Source organism: Staphylococcus sp. HMSC069E10 (genome assembly GCF_001809205.1).
In the GTDB taxonomy this organism is placed as follows: domain Bacteria; phylum Bacillota; class Bacilli; order Staphylococcales; family Staphylococcaceae; genus Staphylococcus; species Staphylococcus hominis.
Genome location: NZ_KV796477.1, coordinates 144,835 through 163,961 on the forward strand (window position 1 = coordinate 144,835; position 19,127 = coordinate 163,961).

General features: G+C 31.0%; 20 protein-coding genes. 19 read left to right on the forward strand and 1 reads right to left on the reverse strand.

Annotation, left to right across the window (positions count from 1 at the left end):
• Positions 1–14 precede the first annotated feature (14 nt).
• From grpE to recO, 16 genes are all read left to right on the forward strand, one after another.
• Complete coding sequence (gene grpE / locus HMPREF2561_RS04595) at positions 15–638, forward strand: nucleotide exchange factor GrpE (protein WP_019834861.1); 624 nt, start codon at positions 15–17, stop codon at positions 636–638.
• Positions 639–680: 42 nt separating this feature from the next.
• A complete protein-coding gene (dnaK, locus tag HMPREF2561_RS04600; protein ID WP_017176208.1) occupies positions 681–2,513 on the forward strand; it encodes a molecular chaperone DnaK in 1,833 nt (610 codons plus the stop codon).
• 152 nt (positions 2,514–2,665) lie between these two features.
• Complete coding sequence (gene dnaJ, locus HMPREF2561_RS04605; protein WP_017176209.1) at positions 2,666–3,796, forward strand: molecular chaperone DnaJ; 1,131 nt, start codon at positions 2,666–2,668, stop codon at positions 3,794–3,796.
• 2 nt (positions 3,797–3,798) lie between these two features.
• Positions 3,799–4,737, forward strand: a complete 939-nt coding sequence (prmA, locus tag HMPREF2561_RS04610; RefSeq protein ID WP_017176210.1) for a 50S ribosomal protein L11 methyltransferase — start codon at positions 3,799–3,801, stop codon at positions 4,735–4,737.
• Position 4,738: 1 nt separating this feature from the next.
• Positions 4,739–5,491 (forward strand): 16S rRNA (uracil(1498)-N(3))-methyltransferase, encoded by a 753-nt coding sequence (locus HMPREF2561_RS04615; protein WP_070468417.1) that lies wholly within the window; start codon positions 4,739–4,741, stop codon positions 5,489–5,491.
• Between the two features lie 5 nt (positions 5,492–5,496).
• Entirely contained in the window at positions 5,497–6,843 is a 1,347-nt protein-coding gene (mtaB, locus tag HMPREF2561_RS04620; protein WP_017176212.1) for a tRNA (N(6)-L-threonylcarbamoyladenosine(37)-C(2))-methylthiotransferase MtaB, read from the forward strand.
• A gap of 132 nt (positions 6,844–6,975) precedes the next feature.
• A complete protein-coding gene (gene rpsU, locus HMPREF2561_RS04625; RefSeq protein WP_002449867.1) occupies positions 6,976–7,152 on the forward strand; it encodes a 30S ribosomal protein S21 in 177 nt (58 codons plus the stop codon).
• A gap of 151 nt (positions 7,153–7,303) precedes the next feature.
• Entirely contained in the window at positions 7,304–8,011 is a 708-nt protein-coding gene (locus HMPREF2561_RS04630; protein WP_070468419.1) for an NfeD family protein, read from the forward strand.
• Positions 8,012–8,025: 14 nt separating this feature from the next.
• The gene (gene floA / locus HMPREF2561_RS04635; protein WP_017176214.1) at positions 8,026–9,012 is read left to right on the forward strand and encodes a flotillin-like protein FloA; all 987 of its coding nucleotides are present in this window, start codon (positions 8,026–8,028) and stop codon (positions 9,010–9,012) included.
• A gap of 16 nt (positions 9,013–9,028) precedes the next feature.
• Positions 9,029–9,724 (forward strand): hypothetical protein, encoded by a 696-nt coding sequence (locus HMPREF2561_RS04640; protein WP_070468421.1) that lies wholly within the window; start codon positions 9,029–9,031, stop codon positions 9,722–9,724.
• Positions 9,725–9,996: 272 nt separating this feature from the next.
• A complete protein-coding gene (locus HMPREF2561_RS04645; protein ID WP_070468423.1) occupies positions 9,997–10,944 on the forward strand; it encodes a PhoH family protein in 948 nt (315 codons plus the stop codon).
• Positions 10,945–11,406: an rRNA maturation RNase YbeY gene (gene ybeY / locus HMPREF2561_RS04650; RefSeq protein WP_017176216.1), complete on the forward strand. Its 462-nt coding sequence runs from the start codon at positions 10,945–10,947 to the stop codon at positions 11,404–11,406. It abuts the gene before it with no gap.
• Entirely contained in the window at positions 11,402–11,749 is a 348-nt protein-coding gene (locus HMPREF2561_RS04655; protein WP_029376821.1) for a diacylglycerol kinase family protein, read from the forward strand. The genes ybeY and HMPREF2561_RS04655 overlap by 5 nt, the downstream gene beginning before the upstream one ends.
• A gap of 13 nt (positions 11,750–11,762) precedes the next feature.
• Positions 11,763–12,167, forward strand: a complete 405-nt coding sequence (cdd, locus tag HMPREF2561_RS04660) for a cytidine deaminase (protein ID WP_002455278.1) — start codon at positions 11,763–11,765, stop codon at positions 12,165–12,167.
• Positions 12,168–13,067: a GTPase Era gene (gene era, locus HMPREF2561_RS04665; RefSeq protein ID WP_002449851.1), complete on the forward strand. Its 900-nt coding sequence runs from the start codon at positions 12,168–12,170 to the stop codon at positions 13,065–13,067. It begins immediately after the preceding gene.
• 33 nt (positions 13,068–13,100) lie between these two features.
• The gene (gene recO, locus HMPREF2561_RS04670) at positions 13,101–13,850 is read left to right on the forward strand and encodes a DNA repair protein RecO (RefSeq protein WP_017176218.1); all 750 of its coding nucleotides are present in this window, start codon (positions 13,101–13,103) and stop codon (positions 13,848–13,850) included.
• Positions 13,851–13,922: 72 nt separating this feature from the next.
• Here recO and HMPREF2561_RS04675 read toward each other — a convergent pair whose 3' ends face one another.
• Complete coding sequence (locus tag HMPREF2561_RS04675; protein ID WP_017176219.1) at positions 13,923–15,314, reverse strand: glycine--tRNA ligase; 1,392 nt, start codon at positions 15,312–15,314, stop codon at positions 13,923–13,925.
• A gap of 330 nt (positions 15,315–15,644) precedes the next feature.
• Here HMPREF2561_RS04675 and HMPREF2561_RS04680 point away from each other — a divergent pair, with 330 nt between their 5' ends.
• The 3 genes from HMPREF2561_RS04680 to dnaG all read left to right on the forward strand — a co-directional run bounded on the left by HMPREF2561_RS04680 (position 15,645) and on the right by dnaG (position 18,963).
• Positions 15,645–16,268 carry a transcriptional regulator CcpN gene (locus tag HMPREF2561_RS04680; RefSeq protein ID WP_072291429.1) on the forward strand — a complete coding sequence of 208 codons (624 nt, stop codon included), beginning with the start codon at positions 15,645–15,647 and terminating at the stop codon, positions 16,266–16,268.
• 10 nt (positions 16,269–16,278) lie between these two features.
• Positions 16,279–17,091, forward strand: coding sequence for a pyruvate, water dikinase regulatory protein (locus tag HMPREF2561_RS04685; RefSeq protein ID WP_070468425.1), 813 nt, complete (start codon positions 16,279–16,281; stop codon positions 17,089–17,091).
• 63 nt (positions 17,092–17,154) lie between these two features.
• Positions 17,155–18,963, forward strand: a complete 1,809-nt coding sequence (gene dnaG / locus HMPREF2561_RS04690) for a DNA primase (RefSeq protein WP_017176222.1) — start codon at positions 17,155–17,157, stop codon at positions 18,961–18,963.
• Positions 18,964–19,127: the final 164 nt, after the last annotated feature.

Genomic DNA, 19,127 nt, shown 5'->3' on the forward strand with positions numbered 1-19,127 from the left:
TTGGAGGGCATAAAATGACAGAAAAAGACGAATCAGTGAAAAATAACACTGAACATACTGAAGAAAATGAAAACGTTAAAAACGAAGCGTCGTCTTCAAATGATGTAGAAAATAATCCTTCTGAAGAAGAATTAAATAATGAATCTACATCTGAACATGATAATGAAGATAAAAATGATCAATCTAAAGACGAAGAAATTCAACAATTACAATTAAAAGCAAATGAAAATGAAGAAAAATATTTAAGATTATATGCTGAATTCGAAAATTATAAGCGTCGAATTCGAAATGAAAATGAAACAAATAAAAAATATCAAGCTCAACCCGTGCTTACTGATATTTTACCTACTATCGATAACATTGAACGTGCACTTCAAATTGAGGGTGATGACGAATCATTTAAATCTCTCAAAAAAGGCGTTCAAATGATTCATGAAAGCTTATTAAGAGCATTAAAAGACAATGGCTTAGAAGAAATTGAATCTGAAGGTCAAGAATTCGATCCAAACTTCCATCAAGCTGTTGTTCAAGATGACAATCCTGATTTCAATTCTGGTGAAATCACTCAAGAATTACAAAAAGGGTATAAATTAAAAGATAGAGTTTTAAGACCATCTATGGTCAAAGTTAATCAATAAGATTTAAATTTGAAAAATTTTTAAAATTGGAGGAATTTTATTATGAGTAAAGTAATAGGTATTGACTTAGGTACTACAAATTCTTGCGTATCTGTATTAGAAGGAGACGAACCTAAAGTAATTCAAAATCCTGAAGGTGCTAGAACAACTCCATCAGTTGTGGCATTTAAAAATGGAGAAACTCAAGTAGGTGAAGTTGCTAAACGTCAAGCAATTACAAACCCAAATACTGTACAATCAATTAAACGTCATATGGGTACAGATTATAAAGTAGATATTGACGGCAAATCATATACACCACAAGAACTTTCAGCAATGATTTTACAAAATTTAAAAAACACTGCTGAAAGTTATTTAGGAGATAAAGTGGATAAAGCAGTAATTACTGTACCTGCTTATTTCAATGATGCTGAACGTCAAGCTACTAAAGATGCTGGTAAAATTGCTGGTTTAGAAGTAGAACGTATCATTAACGAACCAACAGCTGCAGCATTAGCTTATGGTTTAGATAAAACTGAACAAGATCAAAAAGTTTTAGTATTTGACTTAGGCGGCGGTACTTTCGACGTTTCTATTCTTGAATTAGGCGATGGTGTATTCGAAGTATTATCAACTGCAGGGGATAACAAACTTGGAGGGGACGACTTTGACCAAGTAATCATCGACTATTTAGTATCAGAATTCAAAAAAGAAAATGGTGTTGACTTATCACAAGATAAAATGGCGTTACAACGTCTTAAAGACGCTGCAGAAAAAGCTAAAAAAGATTTATCTGGTGTATCTCAAACACAAATCTCATTACCATTTATTTCAGCTGGAGAAAATGGTCCATTACACTTAGAAATCAACTTAACTCGTTCTAAATTTGAAGAATTAGCTGATTCATTAATCAGAAGAACAATGGAACCAACTCGTCAAGCACTTAAAGATGCTGGCTTATCTACTTCTGAAATTGATGAAGTTATCCTAGTTGGTGGTTCAACTCGTATTCCTGCAGTACAAGAAGCAGTTAAAAAAGAAATTGGTAAAGAACCTCATAAAGGTGTAAACCCAGATGAAGTTGTTGCAATGGGTGCTGCTATCCAAGGTGGCGTAATTACTGGTGATGTTAAAGACGTTGTATTATTAGACGTAACTCCATTATCATTAGGTATCGAAATTATGGGTGGTCGTATGAATACGTTAATTGAACGTAATACAACAATTCCAACATCAAAATCTCAAGTATATTCAACAGCAGCTGACAATCAACCAGCAGTAGACATTCACGTATTACAAGGTGAACGTCCAATGGCTTCAGATAATAAAACATTAGGTAGATTCCAATTAACTGATATTCCACCAGCTCCACGTGGTGTACCTCAAATTGAAGTAACATTTGATATTGATAAAAACGGTATCGTAAACGTTACTGCAAAAGACTTAGGTACAAATAAAGAACAAAATATCACTATTCAATCAAGTTCTGCATTATCTGATGAAGAAATTGATCGTATGGTTAAAGATGCTGAAGAAAATGCTGAAGCAGATAAACAACGTCGTGAAGAAGTAGACTTAAGAAACGAAGCAGACAGCTTAGTATTCCAAGTTGAAAAAACAATTAAAGACTTAGGTGAAAATATCAGTGAAGAAGACAAATCAAATGCTGAAAGCAAAAAAGATGCGCTTAAATCAGCATTAGAAGGTCAAGATTTAGATGATATTAAAGCTAAAAAAGAAGAATTAGAACAAGTAATTCAAGAATTATCTGCTAAAGTATATCAACAAGCTCAACAAGCTCAACAACAAGCACAAGGTAGTTCACAACAATCAAATGATAGCAATGTTGAAGACGCTGAGTTCAAAGAAGTTAAAGACGACGAAGATAAAAAATAAAGCTAATCGTTTATAACGTTTACTATGTAAACATTTATAAATGTAAGCCAAAAAGTCAAAGTCAATTGAACATTGGCTTTGACTTTTTCTTTTATAGTTAAGATACTTGAGTATGTGTTTAAATTATAAAATTTAGAAAGGGAGAGATACTTGTGGCTAAAAGAGATTATTATGAAGTTCTTGGCGTAAGTAAAGATGCTTCAAAAGATGAAATAAAAAAAGCATATCGTAAATTATCAAAAAAATATCATCCGGACATCAATAAAGAAGAAGGCGCCGATGAAAAGTTTAAAGAAATTTCTGAAGCATACGAAGTTCTAAGTGATGACAATAAACGTGCAAATTATGATCAATTTGGACATAGCGGTGCCCAAGGTGGATTTGGTAGTCAAGGATTTGGTGGACAAGACTTCAGTGGCTTCGGTGGAGGTTTTGAAGATATATTTAGCTCATTCTTTGGTGGTTCACGTCAAAGAGATCCAAATGCACCTAGAAAAGGTGACGACTTACAATACACTATGACTTTAGAATTCGATGAAGCTGTTTTTGGTACAAAAAAAGAAATTTCTATTCGAAAAGATGTTACCTGTCATACATGTCATGGTGATGGTGCTAAACCAGGCACAAGTAAAAAAACATGTAGCTATTGTCATGGTTCAGGACATGTATCTGTTGAACAAAATACAATTTTAGGACGCGTAAGAACTGAGCAAACTTGTCCTAAGTGTGAGGGTAGTGGTCAAGAATTTGAAGAACCATGTCCAACTTGTCATGGTAAAGGGACTGAAAATAAAACAGTAAAATTAGAAGTAACTGTACCTGAAGGTGTAGACAATGAACAACAAATCCGTCTTGCTGGTGAAGGTGCACCTGGTGAAAATGGCGGTCCTCATGGTGATCTTTATGTAGTATTCCGTGTTAAACCTTCTGATAAATTTAGAAGAGATGGCGATGATTTATTCTATGAACTTAACATTAGCTTCCCACAAGCATCACTTGGCGATGAAATCAAAGTACCAACTCTAAACAGTAATGTTATGCTTACAATTCCTGCTGGTACTCAAACTGGTAAACAATTCCGTCTTAAAGAGAAAGGCGTTAAAAATGTTCATGGATATGGACATGGTGATTTATTTGTTAATATAAAAGTTGTCACACCAAATAAACTAACTGATAGACAAAAAGAATTAATGAGAGAATTTGCGGAAATCAGTGGTGAAAATCCGGAAGAACAACCTTCTAATTTTAAAGACAAAGCTCGTAAATTCTTTAGAGGTGAATAATCATGAACTGGACAGAATTTGCAGTCACTGTAAATCATGAAGTTGAACCTTTAGTCACTAACATATTAGAAAACTATGGTTCAAATGGAGTAGTTATAGAAGATTCAAATGATTTAATTAATCAACCTACTGATAAATTTGGTGAAATCTACGAATTAAAAAAAGAAGATTATCCTGAACAAGGTGTGAGATTAAAAGCATACTTTAACGAATTGAAATATAACACTCAATTTAAAAATAAATTAAAAAATGAAATATTAAATTTGGACCTTATAGATGATTCAGTAGTTGAGTTTTCAGCAAAGACTATTGCTGAAGTAGATTGGGCTAATGAATGGAAAAACTATTTTCATCCTTTTAGAGCTTCTGAGAGATTTACGATTGTTCCAAGTTGGGAAGATTATTCAAAAGAATCAGAAGATGAATTGTGTATAGAATTAGATCCCGGAATGGCTTTTGGTACTGGAGATCATCCAACAACAAGTATGTGTCTAAAAGCGATTGAAACTTATGTAACACCAGATTCTTCAGTTATTGATGTAGGTACAGGTTCTGGTATATTAAGTATCGCTAGTCACTTATTAGGTGTTAAAAGAATTAAAGCCTTAGATATAGACGAAATGGCTGTTGGTGTGGCTAAGGAGAATTTTAGAAAAAATCATTGCGAAAATGCTATTGAAGCAATTCCCGGTAATTTATTAAAAGAAGAAAATGAAAAATTTGATGTAGTTATCGCAAATATTTTAGCTCATATTATTGATGAAATGATTGAAGATGCTTATAATACACTAAATGAAGATGGTTATTTTATAACTTCAGGTATTATAGAAGAAAAACATGAAGATATACTGTCACATATGAAGCGTGTTGGATTTAATATTGTATCAATCAATCATGACAATGGATGGGTTTGCATTGTTGGTCAGAAAGTGAGTGAATAATTTGCAACGATACTTTATCAATCAAAACGCTGATTCTCATCAGCGTTTTTTTATTACCAATGAAGAAGATATACATCATATCAAAAATGTAATGAGAAATACGATTGGTAACAAAATTATAATTAATTTTAATGATAAAAAAGTATTTATTACTGAAATTACACATATAAGTTCTAATCAAATTGAAGTTTTACCAATAAACCAATTAGATATTGACACTGAATTACCAGTTGATGTAACGATTTGTAGTGGTTTAATAAAAGCTGATAAATATGAATGGTTGCTTCAAAAAAGTACAGAATTGGGTGCCAATCATTTTATTTCAGTGGGTATGGATCGATCTGTAGTTAAATTACAAGAGAACAAGGTACAAAAGAAAATATATAGATGGCAAAAGATTGTAAAAGAAGCTGCTGAACAAAGTTATAGACTTGTTATTCCAGATGTTAAATTTCAGTCGAATTTAAAAGTAATTTATGATACCATAAATAATTATGACTATGTGTTAATAGCATATGAAGACGAAGCCAAGCATGGTGAAAAAAGTCGATTTAAAAATATTTTAAACAACTTTCAAACGAATGATCGTGTGTTAATCATATTTGGACCTGAAGGTGGTTTTTCCGATAAGGAAATTGATCTCTTTAGGGAGGTAAGCTTAAACATTGGTTTAGGCCCTAGAATATTAAGAGCAGAAACTGCGCCACTATATGCACTTAGTGCTATAAGTTTTGAGAAAGAATTGATGGGGTGAATTAAATGGCAACAGTAGCGTTTCATACTTTAGGTTGTAAAGTAAACCATTATGAAACTGAAGCAATATGGCAATTATTTAAAGATGCTAATTATGAAAGAGTAGATTTTGAAACTAATGCAGATGTATATGTCATTAATACTTGCACCGTGACTAATACAGGTGATAAAAAAAGTAGACAAGTCATTAGAAGAGCAATACGTCGTAATCCTGATGCAGTAGTATGTGTTACAGGTTGTTATGCACAAACATCTTCTGCTGAAATTATGGAGATTCCAGGCGTAGATGTCGTTGTTGGTACTCAAGACAGACATAAATTACTTAGTTATATTGATCAATTTAGAGAAGAACGTCAACCAATTAATGGTGTTGGAAATATTATGAAAAATCGTACATATGAAGAATTAGATGTACCTTATTTTACGGATAGAACTCGTGCATCTCTAAAAATCCAAGAAGGTTGTAATAACTTTTGTACGTTTTGTATTATTCCATGGGCACGTGGTTTAATGCGCTCTAGAGATCCTGAAAAAGTAGTTGAACAAGCAACACAATTAGTTCAATCTGGATATAAAGAAATTGTATTAACTGGTATTCATACCGGTGGATACGGTCAAGATTTAAAAAATTATAATTTAGCTCAATTACTCAGAGATCTTGAGGAAATTGATGGTTTAGAAAGAATTAGAATTTCTTCAATTGAAGCCAGTCAACTTACTGATGAAGTCATTGATGTTCTAAAAAATTCTAATAAAGTGGTTAGACATTTACATGTACCATTACAATCAGGTTCAGATACAGTATTAAAACGTATGCGCCGTAAATATACTATGGAACATTTTTCTGAAAGACTAACAAAGTTACATGATGCATTACCTGATTTAGCGGTTACAAGTGATGTTATAGTAGGTTTCCCAGGAGAAACTGCAGAAGAATTCCAAGAAACATATGATTTTATAGTTAAACATAAATTCTCAGAGTTACATGTTTTCCCGTATTCACAACGTATTGGTACACCTGCTGCACGTATGGATGATCAAATTGATGAGTCAATTAAAAATGAACGTGTACATAAACTTATTGCTTTAAGTGACCAACTTGCTAAAGAATACGCATCAAAATTTGAAAATGAAGTTTTAGAAGTGATTCCAGAAGAAGTAGGAGAAACAAAAGATACATTAGTAGGTTACGCAGATAATTATATGAAAGTTGAATTTGAGGGTAGTGAGGATTTAATCGGTGAGATTGTTAAAGTTAAAATTAATAAAGCTGATTATCCAATTAACATTGGTAGTGCAGTTAGAATCGTTAATCATGCTACTAATAAAACTGAAGAAGGCGTATTATTATAGATTTTTGAAATTATAAAGATTTATAATTGACCATAATTATTTCATATATTATACTAAATAAAGCATAGTTAATTATTTCTATGCAATTATTGACTTTAAGTTTCGTTGATATTTGGAGGGAGGGAAATACAGATGTCTAAAACAGTAGTACGTAAAAACGAATCACTAGAAGATGCATTACGTAGATTTAAACGTTCAGTATCTAAAAGTGGTACTATCCAAGAAGTACGTAAACGTGAATTTTACGAAAAACCAAGTGTAAGACGTAAGAAAAAATCAGAAGCTGCACGTAAACGTAAATTCAAATAATTAATAGCTCTGTTGACTCCCTCAACATGAATGTTAATTATATATATATTCTCTCAATTAGTTAAGCTAATTGAGAGTTTTTTTATATCATTGTAATACTATAATATAGTATTTATTTCATGTATAATTTAATTGAGAGCGAGGTGAGATAATGATAAGTATAAATTTGATACATATCGAGAATACTTTTGCTTCATTGAATCATTCATGGTTGGGTGATATGTCAAATATCATTGTTAATCCTATTGTTTTATTAATTCTTACATGTATTATCTTTTTAGGTTTTTTATATCAACTTTATTCTAAAAGGATAAATATTTTAGGTATTTTAGCTTCTCTAGCGTTACTTATTCTATTTCTAGGGTTTTTAATTAATGGCGATGTCAATTTGATTTCAATTTTATTGTTTATCATAGGTATCATCTTAGTAATAATAGAACTATTCATTGTTGGAGCAGTAATTGGAATTATAGGAATAGTGCTTATTATTGTTAGTATGATTATGTTAGGAGATAATATTTTAGTTATGCTCTTTAATGTTATTGTCGCTTTAATACTTTCTATTATAGAATGGGTGATTTTGGTGAAAGTGTTTAATCGTAAAATACCATTTTTTGATAAAGTGATATTGAATGATTCAACGAGTACAGAAGCTGGTTATAGATCTCATGATGATCGTTCTTACTTAGTGGGAAAAACTGCGTATACTACTACTGATTTAAGACCTGCTGGAATCATAACTTTAGATGACAAAAGAATTGATGCTGTTTCTGACGGTACATTTATCTTGAGAAATAAAAAAGTAAAAATTTTAGAGGTAGAAGGTAGTAGAGTAGTTGTAAGAGAAATAAAAATATAAAAGGAGTAAAGTCAATGTTAAATATTGGAATTATAATTATTGCGATTATTATAATAGTTGCTTTATTATTATTATTTTCATTTGTACCAGTCGGATTATGGATTTCCGCTATTGCTGCAGGTGTAAAAGTTAGTATTGCTACACTTGTAGGAATGCGACTTCGTAGAGTATCTCCTCGTAAAGTGATAGGTCCTCTTATTAAAGCTCATAAAGCAGGACTAAATTTAACAACAAATCAATTGGAATCTCATTATCTAGCTGGTGGTAATGTAGATAGAGTAGTGGATGCCAACATAGCAGCTCAACGTGCAGATATCAATTTACCTTTTGAAAGAGGTGCCGCAATAGACTTAGCAGGACGCGATGTCTTAGAAGCTGTTCAAATGTCTGTTAATCCCAAAGTAATCGAAACTCCCTTTATTGCCGGTGTTGCGATGAACGGTATCGAAGTTAAAGCTAAAGCTAGAATTACAGTAAGAGCTAATATTTCTAGACTTGTAGGTGGTTCTGGAGAAGAAACAATTATTGCACGAGTTGGTGAAGGTATTGTTTCCACAATTGGTTCTAGTGAACATCATACACAAGTACTAGAAAATCCTGATAATATTTCTAAAACAGTATTAAGTAAAGGATTGGATTCAGGAACAGCATTCGAAATTTTATCAATTGATATTGCAGATGTAGATATCGGTAAAAATATCGGCGCTGATTTACAAACGGAACAAGCACTCGCAGATAAAAATATTGCTCAAGCTAAAGCTGAGGAACGACGTGCTATGGCTGTTGCCTCTGAACAAGAAATGAAAGCACGTGTTCAAGAAATGCGTGCTAAGGTAGTAGAAGCTGAATCAGAAGTACCACTAGCGATGGCTGAAGCTTTACGTAAAGGTAATATTGGAGTAAAAGATTACTATAATTTAAAAAATGTAGAAGCAGATACAGGTATGAGAAACGCTATTAATAAACGTACCGAACAAAATGACGATGAATCACCAAATTAAATAGAGGGGTGATTAAATGAATATTGGAATTCTTATATTCGTTATTTCTGTGATTGTTACTGGTATTAGTGCAATGAGAGATAAAAGTCATGAACAACGAAAAAATCAAACGCCTCCACACAAAAATACACAAAGATCTACGCAAAACACACCAAGAAAAAAAGGTATTTTTGAACAGATAGAAGAAGCTTTTAATGAGATGGCATCAGAATTTGATGAAGAAGAACAAAATAAAAAAACATCATCACCAAAACCATCTTCTAAAAAAGAAACGGTTCACAGTGATAAAAATCTTAAAAAAGAAGTTAAGACTGAACATCCTCGTGGAGAATTAAAACGGTTTGAAACTAAACAATCTCATACCGAAAAAGTGCCTTCTAAAGATAGTGATTCAACTTCACGAGAGAGATCTCAAAGTGAAAAAGATATTAAAAAACAGTTAGAAGACTCGCTATCAAAAGAATTATTTAATGTGAGATCTGAAATTGACAAAGAAAAAGAAAAACAACTTTCTTTAATTGAAAAGAAAGCTAAAGAAATTATTAATGATAAGTACTTATCTGAAAAAACGAAACGTTATAAACTGAATCAATTACTCAATAGTAAATCTATTGAAAAAAATATGACACATCAAACGTTTCAATTTGACAATGACCCGATAGTTGATGGGATTATTTGGCAAGAAATACTAAATAAACCTAAAAAATTATAAGGGTTATAAATAAAAGAATAAGACAACATTTATTGTTTCATTCTGACCTTTACAAGAGACTTTCTACGTGGAAGTCTCTTTATTTATGCTCCTAATATGTTAAGATGCGCCTAAAACACATATTGTTCTTGGTACTTTTTATTATGATATATTATCTTAGGTTAATTATTCATTCAAAACATTTAAATTTGTATACTTTATCATTGTTTAGTAAAATTTATATGAAAGATTAATTATTAATGAATATGTTTTATGTGAAAAGGAGCGCTTTTATGCCAGGAATAATTCAAATAGATAACATCAACCATTCTCAAGCTTTAATTGGTAATAATGATGAACATTTAAAATCGATTGAAGAAGCATTTGATGTTATCATACATGCTCGTGGGCAAGAAATTGCAGTAAAAGGTCGAGTATTAGAGCATGTTGAAAAAGCAGAATTAGTTCTTAAAAATTTATTAAAGGTAATTGAGTTAGGACATTCAATTACATTAAAAGATGTTGAGGCTGCCATAAAGATGGCTAAAAATGACACTATTCAATATCTATTGGATTTATATGATGAAGAGATTACTAAAGATGCCTTTGGTAAAACAATTCGTGCAAAAACAATGGGGCAACGTCTTTATATTAATGCTATGAAACGTAATGATTTAGTGTTTGGTATAGGCCCTGCTGGAACAGGTAAAACTTTCCTTGCAGTTGTTTATGCTGCAAAACAATTAAGAAAAGGAACAGTAAAAAGAATTGTTTTAACAAGACCAGCTGTAGAAGCTGGTGAATCATTAGGCTTCTTACCAGGAGACTTAAAAGAAAAAGTTGATCCATATTTAAGACCTCTTTATGATGGTTTAAATACTGTCCTAGGTAGAGAACAAACAGCACGTTTTATTGAACGAGGTACAATTGAAATTGCTCCCTTAGCGTATATGAGGGGTAGAACTCTAGATGATGCATTTGTCATTTTAGATGAAGCTCAAAATACAACACATGCACAAATGAAAATGTTTTTAACTCGTCTAGGATTTGGTTCAAAAATGGTTGTAACTGGAGACCAAACTCAAATTGACTTACCAAAAGGTGTTAAAAGTGGATTAAAAGAAGCTATTAAGAACCTTCGTGGTGTTAAAGGAATAAATATAATGGAACTAGATCAAAGTGATGTAGTACGACACCCATTAGTAAGTAAAATTATCGAACGTTATGAAGGAGACAATTAAATGTTTACGATTGATTTCAATGATCATACAAACTTAGTTAAAGATGAATGGTATCATCAAATCGAAGACTTAATTAACTTTGCTAAAGAAAAAGAAAACATTCATGAAGATGCTGAATTGTCAGTTACTTTTGTAGATAAAGATGAAATTCAAGAAATAAATAAAAATTATCGAGATAAAGATAGAGTGACTGATGTTATTTCTTTTGCACTTGAAGAAGATGAACCAGATATTATTGGTTTAGATATTCCTAGAGTGTTAGGAGATATTATTATTTGTACTGATGTAGCTAAGGAACAAGCTGAATCTTATAATCATTCATTTGAAAGAGAACTTGGTTTTTTAGCTTTACATGGTTTTTTACACTTATTAGGATATGATCATATGAATGAAGAAGATGAAAAAGAAATGTTTGGACGCCAAAAAGAAATTTTAAACGCATATGGATTGACTAGAGATTAAATTTTTAAAACGATTTAAATACACTTTTGATGGTTTAAAAACACTTCTTCAAAAAGATCACAATTATCTAATACACTTAATATTCGCATTCATAGCTATCATTTTAGGAATTATCGTAAGACTTTCAACTGTAGAATGGTTGTTTATTTTGTTAAGCATCACTTTGGTACTTACGCTTGAAGCTGTGAATACAGCTATAGAATGCGTCGTAGATTTAGTTACTTCTGACTATCACGAATTAGCTAAACAAGCTAAAGATATTGCCGCCTTTAGTGTTATGGTTGTTTCAATCTTTGCACTAATTATGGGTTTAATGATTTTTATACCTCACATCTTTTTTTAAAGGGGACAATAAAATGAGTTATCAATCACATTATTTTCAAGAAGTTAGAAAAGCTCAACAACGTGCTTATGTACCGTATAGTCATTTTAAAGTAGGTGCATATTTAAAAACAAAAGACGGTCGCCATTTTTATGGAGCAAATGTTGAAAATGCAGCTTATCCAGCAACGATTTGTGCAGAACGATCTAGTTTAGTAGCTGCAATTTCAGAAGGCTATCGACCAGGAGATTTTGAATCAATAACAGTTACCGTTGACGCTGAACATCCGTCATCACCTTGTGGAACATGTCGTCAAGTATTAAAAGAACTCTGTGATGACGACATGCCTGTGTATATGACAAATCATAAAGGTGAGATGATTAAATCAACTGTAGCAGAACTATTACCTCACGGCTTTTCGGGAAAGGATTTAGAATAAATGACAGAACACAAATCAGGATTTGTATCTATTATAGGGAGACCGAATGTGGGAAAATCCACGTTTATGAATAGAGTCATTGGACATAAAATTGCAATTATGTCAGATAAAGCTCAAACAACAAGAAATAAAATTCAGGGAGTAATGACAAGAGAAGATGCTCAAATCATTTTCTTAGATACACCAGGTATTCATAAACCTAAGCATAAATTAGGAGATTATATGATGCGTGTAGCTAAAAATACACTATCAGAAATTGATGCTATTATGTTTATGGTAAATGTAAATGAAGATATTGGTCGTGGTGACGAATATATAATGGAAATGCTAAAAAATGTTAAAACACCAGTATTTCTAGTGTTAAATAAAATTGATTTAGTTCATCCAGATGCACTTATGCCTAAGATTGAAAAATATAAAACCTATATGGATTTTACTGAAATTGTGCCAATTTCGGCACTTGAAGGATTGAATGTGGATCACTTTATCGATGTACTTAAAGATTATTTACCTGAAGGTCCAAAATATTACCCTGATGATCAAATATCGGATCATCCAGAACAATTTGTAGTAGGCGAAATTATTAGAGAAAAAATCTTACATCTAACAAGTGAAGAAATCCCCCATGCAATAGGGGTAAATGTAGATAGAATGATTAAGGAAAGTGAAGAAAGAGTAAGAATTGAAGCAACTATTTTTGTTGAACGTGATTCTCAAAAAGGAATTGTTATAGGTAAGGGTGGGAAAAAACTTAAAGAAGTCGGTAAAAGAGCTCGACGTGATATTGAAATGCTTCTCGGATCAAAAGTTTACCTCGAATTATGGGTAAAAGTTCAGAAAGATTGGAGAAATAAAGTAAACTTTATTCGTCAAATGGGATATGTTGAAGATCAAGATTAACGTTTAAATTAATAGGAAAGCCGGTGAGATGCATTGTTAGAAAAACAAAAAGGAATTATCATAAAATCAGTAGATTATGGTGAATCCGATAAAATTATTACAATATTAAACGAGCATGGTGCTAAAATTCCTATTATGGTAAGACGTGCTAAGAAATCTAAAACCGGCTTGCAAGCTCATACACAACTCTTTGTGTATGGCTTATTTATTTATAATAAATGGAAAGGTATGGGAACGCTCAGTTCTATTGATGTCATAAACCAATATTATCAATTACGATTAGATATTTTTGATAGTAGTTATGCGACTTTATGCGTCGAAGCAATAGATCGATCATTAGAACCAAATGAAGTTTCTTTATATCATTATAAGTTATTAGAATTTGTACTCAATAAAATTTCAGAAGGTAATTCTGCTCAATTAATGTCGATTATCGTATTATTGAAATGTATGAATAAATTTGGTTTTGGCGCATTTTTCGATTATTGTGCAATTACTGGTGATACTGATCAATCTAAGCTTATTGCTTACAGTTTTAAATATGATGGGACCATCTCAGAAACTGTATTAAATAATGATCCTTATGCCTTAAAGCTATCCAATAAAACATTTTATTTATTGGATATTTTACAAAAGTTGCCAATTGATAAAATGAATCATTTTAATATTAACCAAGCTTTATTAGATGAAATGTCAGAATTAATGATAATGCTGTATAGAGAATATGCTGGCATGTACTTTAAAGGTCAAAAATTAATTAATCAACTTAAGCGATTAGAATAATATAAAATGTTTAAATTAATTAAAAGAACCCACTTATTACTCATAGTAAGTAATAAGTGGGTTCTTGTTATATTAAAACTTAACTTTTTCAGCTAAGAATGTTTCTAATTCTGAGATTGGCATACGAACTTGTTCCATAGAATCTCTATCACGTACTGTAACTTGATTATCTTCTAATGAATCAAAATCAAATGTGATACAGTAAGGAGTACCGATCTCATCTTGACGACGATAACGCTTACCAATTGATTGTGATTCATCAAAATCAACAGAAAACTTAGAACTTAATTGTTCAAAGATTTTAATTGCTTCTTCAGATAATTTTTTACTTAATGGTAAAACAGCAGCTTTATATGGCGCTAAAGCAGGGTGGAAATGCATTACTGTACGAGCATCTTTACTACCTTCAACGCCTTCTTCATCATAAGCATCACATAAGAAAGCTAATGTAACACGATCTGCCCCTAAAGAAGGTTCAATACAATATGGAATATATTTCTCATTTGTTTCTGGATCATGATATCTGAAATCTTCACCAGAATGTTCACTGTGCTTTTTCAAGTCAAAATCAGTACGGCTTGCAATACCCCATAATTCGCCCCAACCAAATGGGAATTTATATTCAATATCTGTAGTCGCATTAGAATAGTGAGATAATTCTTCTTCATCATGATCGCGTAATCTCATATTTTCTTCATTGATGTTTAAATCTTTTAACCATTGACTTGCAAATGTTTTCCAGTAATTTTGCCATTCAATTTCTTCACCAGGTTTACAGAAGAATTCTAATTCCATTTGTTCAAATTCTCTTGTTCTAAAAATAAAGTTACCAGGCGTGATTTCATTACGGAATGATTTACCGATTTGACCAATACCAAATGGTAATTTTTTACGCATTGAACGTTGAACATTTTTATAATTTACGAAAATACCTTGAGCAGTTTCTGGACGTAAAAATAGTTCATTAGTAGAGTCCTCAGTAACACCTTGGAATGTTTTAAACATTAAGTTAAATTGACGAATATCTGTCCAATTAGCAGTCCCACTTACAGGACATACAATGCCTTCATCATCGATAATACGTTTCATTTCCTCAAAACTTAAGCCATCAGCAATGAAATTTTCGTCACCTTTTTCATTTTGCATATAGTCTTCGATTAATTTATCTGCACGATAGCGAATTTTACTATCTTTATTATCAATCATTGGGTCGTTAAAATTACCTAAATGACCAGATGCTTCCCAAGTTTTTGGATTCATTAAAATGGCAGCATCAATCCCAACATTGTATGGTGATTGAGTAATGAATTTTTGCCACCATGCTTTTTTAATATTATTTTTTAATTCAACACCTAATGGACCATAATCCCATGTATTAGATAAACCACCGTAAATATCACTGCCTGGGAATACAAATCCTCTATGCTTAGCTAGTGATACAATAGTATCCATATCTTTAACCATAATATCTCTCCTTTTAAAATAAAAACGTCCCAAGACAATAAATAAATATAAAATAATACTTATTATTATCTTGGGACGAGTTAATAATTCATCTATATAAATATATAGTGTTAACAAAATAACCCGCGGTTCCACCCAAATTAGTGTAGACACTCGCTTTTATGTAATGATATTGATAAGCCAATTTTTGAAATGTTAAGCTTCCACCGACCTTAACTCGCTTAATCATATTTTAATTCATAGAAAATTTAATAGCAAGGATTTATATGTATTTGTAGGTATATATATAAATAGGTATAATAAAAATGAAATTAAAAGGGGTGAAGACCTATAGAATTAAGTAAAAGACAAGAACAAATAATTGAAATAGTTAAAGATGGTGGCCCAATAACAGGTGAACATATAGCAGATAAACTTAATTTAACTCGTGCTACTTTACGTCCTGATTTAGCTATTTTAACTATGTCTGGTTTTATTGAAGCTAGACCACGTGTGGGTTATTATTATTCAGGTAAATCTAAGAATAAATTAGTCAGTGATCATTTACGTCAATATATAATAAAAGATCATATGTCTCTACCTGTTATCGTTAAAGAAGATATGACAATTTATGATGCTATATGTACTATATTTTTAGAAGATACAGGAACATTATTTATTACTAATCAAAAAGATGAATTGATTGGTGTGAGCTCGCGAAAAGATTTGTTACGTGCCTCTATGATTGGGCAAGATATTCATACTATGCCTATAAGTGTCATTATGTCACGTATGCCTAATATTGTTTATTTAGAAGAAGAAGACCTCGTCATCTATGCAGCAAGTCAAATGATAGATAAGGAAATTGATTCAATTCCCGTTGTTAGAAAAAAAGAAAATAGTAAATATAAAGTTGTAGGTAGAATATCTAAAACAACAATAACAAAATTATTTGTTTCATTATTTAAAGAATAGGTGATAAACAATGGAAAATATAAAGATAATCATTGCATCTGATTCAATAGGAGATACAGCTGAGTTGGTTGCTAGTGCTTGCGTCGCTCAATTTAATCCTAAAGCTTGTAAACATGGTTTTTTGAGATATCCTTATATAGAAACCTTTAAGGATATAGATGAAGTTATACAGGTCGCTATAGATAAAAATGCAATTATTGTATATACGTTAGTAGAACCAAAAATCAAAGCATATATGAAGAAAAAAGTAGACGCTTTCTCCTTAAAAGCTGTTGATATAATGGGTCCTCTAATGACACTACTTAATCAAACGCACGATGAGGAGCCGTATAATCAGCCAGGCAGAGTTCATAAATTAGACGATGCCTATTTCAAAAAAATAGATGCAATTGAATTTGCGGTAAAATATGATGATGGCAAAGATGCGAAAGGATTACCTAAGGCAGATATTGTTTTAATTGGCATTTCAAGAACTTCTAAGACACCTCTATCTCAGTATTTAGCGCATAAAAGCTATAAAGTAATGAACATTCCTCTAGTTCCAGAGGTAACGCCACCAGACGAATTGTTTAAAATTAATCCAAATAAATGTATAGCATTAAAGATTAGTGAAGATAAACTTAATTTAATAAGAAAACAACGACTTAAACAATTAGGATTAGGTGAGCATGCTAGATATGCGACTGAAGATAGAATTAAAGAAGAAATTCAATATTTTGAAAAAATTGTCGAAAAAATAAGATGTCCTGTTATTGATGTATCTGATAAGGCTATTGAAGAAACAGCAAATGATGTTATACAAATCATTGAAAGTAAAGCATAAATATTTAAAAACCTTCTATAAAAGTGTATAATACTATGACTACTATTTAATAGGTGATATATATTGCGTATAGAACAGTCTGTAATCAACGAAATAAAGGAAAAAACAGATATTTTAGATTTAGTAAGTGAATATGTGAAATTAGAAAAAAGAGGACGCAATTACATTGGTTTGTGTCCTTTTCATGATGAAAAAACACCTTCGTTTACAGTTTCTGAAGATAAACAAATATGCCATTGCTTTGGTTGTAAAAAAGGTGGAAATGTTTTTCAATTTATTCAAGACATTAAGGACATTTCATTCGTAGAAGCAGTACAAGAACTTGGAGAACGCGTTAATATAAAAGTAGATATTGGTCATTCTAATCCATCTACAACGCAGATAGCATCTGAAGACTTAAAAATGATTGAAATGCATGAATTAATTAATGAATATTATATGTATGCATTAATGAAATCCGTAGAAGGTGAAGAAGCTTTAAATTATCTTGTAAATCGTGGTTTCACTGAAGAATTAATAAAATCTCGTGGAATTGGGTATGCCCCTAATAACGCTCACTTTTGTCATGACTTTTTACAACAAAAAGGATATGACATAGAACTAGCTTATGAAGCTGGTTTGTTATCACGTAACGAAGAAAATTTTAGTTACTATGATCGTTTTAGAGATCGCATTATGTTTCCTTTAAAAAACGCTCAAGGAAGAATTGTCGGTTTTTCTGGTAGAACTTATAACAATCAAGAGCCTAAGTATTTAAATAGTCCTGAGACACCGATTTTTCAAAAGAGACGATTACTTTATAATCTTGATAGCGCAAGAAAGTCAATTAGAAAAAATGATGAAGTAATGTTGTTAGAAGGATTCATGGATGTAATTAAAGCTGATTACGCTGGATTAAAAACAGTAGTAGCAAGTATGGGTACAGCATTATCAGAAGATCACATTACAGTGTTAAAAAAATTAACCTCTAATATAACTTTAATGTTTGATGGAGACTTTGCTGGTCAAGAGGCCATTTTAAAAACTGGAGAACATTTACTTAAACATGGATTGAATGTATTTGTAGTACAATTACCAAAAAACATGGATCCCGATGAATATATAGTTAAATTCGGTAAAGAAAAATTTATAGAATTTATAAATAATGAGAAGAAATCGTTTATTATTTACAAAGTTCAATTCTATCGAGATGAAATTGAAAATAATGATCTAGCTTATGAGCGTCACTTTAAAGAGATTACTGAAGATCTTTCATTTGTCAGATCTTCAATATTAAAAAATAAAATTGTGAATGACGTAGCTGACATTTTCAATATTGATGCCAATACTATTATGTCCAATGTACATCAACAACCTGAATTTATCTCATATGAAGAAGACTATATTGGAAATACCAATGATAACTCGAATTTAAATTCTCAAAATTTAAATATTGTTTTTACACATTTAAACAAAAGTGAAAAAGCACAAAGAGCTTTATTAAAACACTTTATGATGGATAAAGATGTATTTCTAAATTATAATCGACAACTTGAAGCAAATGATTTTACGAATAAATATTTCCAAAGTATTTTTAAAGTGCTAACCGATTATTATTCTGAAAATGATTACTATTCGATTAGTGATTTAATATTATACATTGAAGATAAAGATATTAGAGAAGCAATCATACAGCTTGATGATTATGAATTAAATCGAGAACCTTATGATTTAGAAATTGAAGAATATATCTCAACTTTAAATGAAAACAAATATGAAGATTCTATTGAAGAACTTAATCATAAATTAAAAGAAGCACTTAGAATTGGTGACGTAGAATCTCAAAAGTATTATTTACAAATGATAGTTAATAAAAACAAGCAACGCATGTAGATGAACATTTAAATTAAAGGAATATAAACAAATATTAAACTTTTAATATAGTATTTATATTTAATAACCATTACTGTATAATGGTTATTATGCTTTTTTAAAGGGTAGAGAAATAATAAGTTAAATATTTATGAAATAAGGATATCATTTTATTACCTATAGAA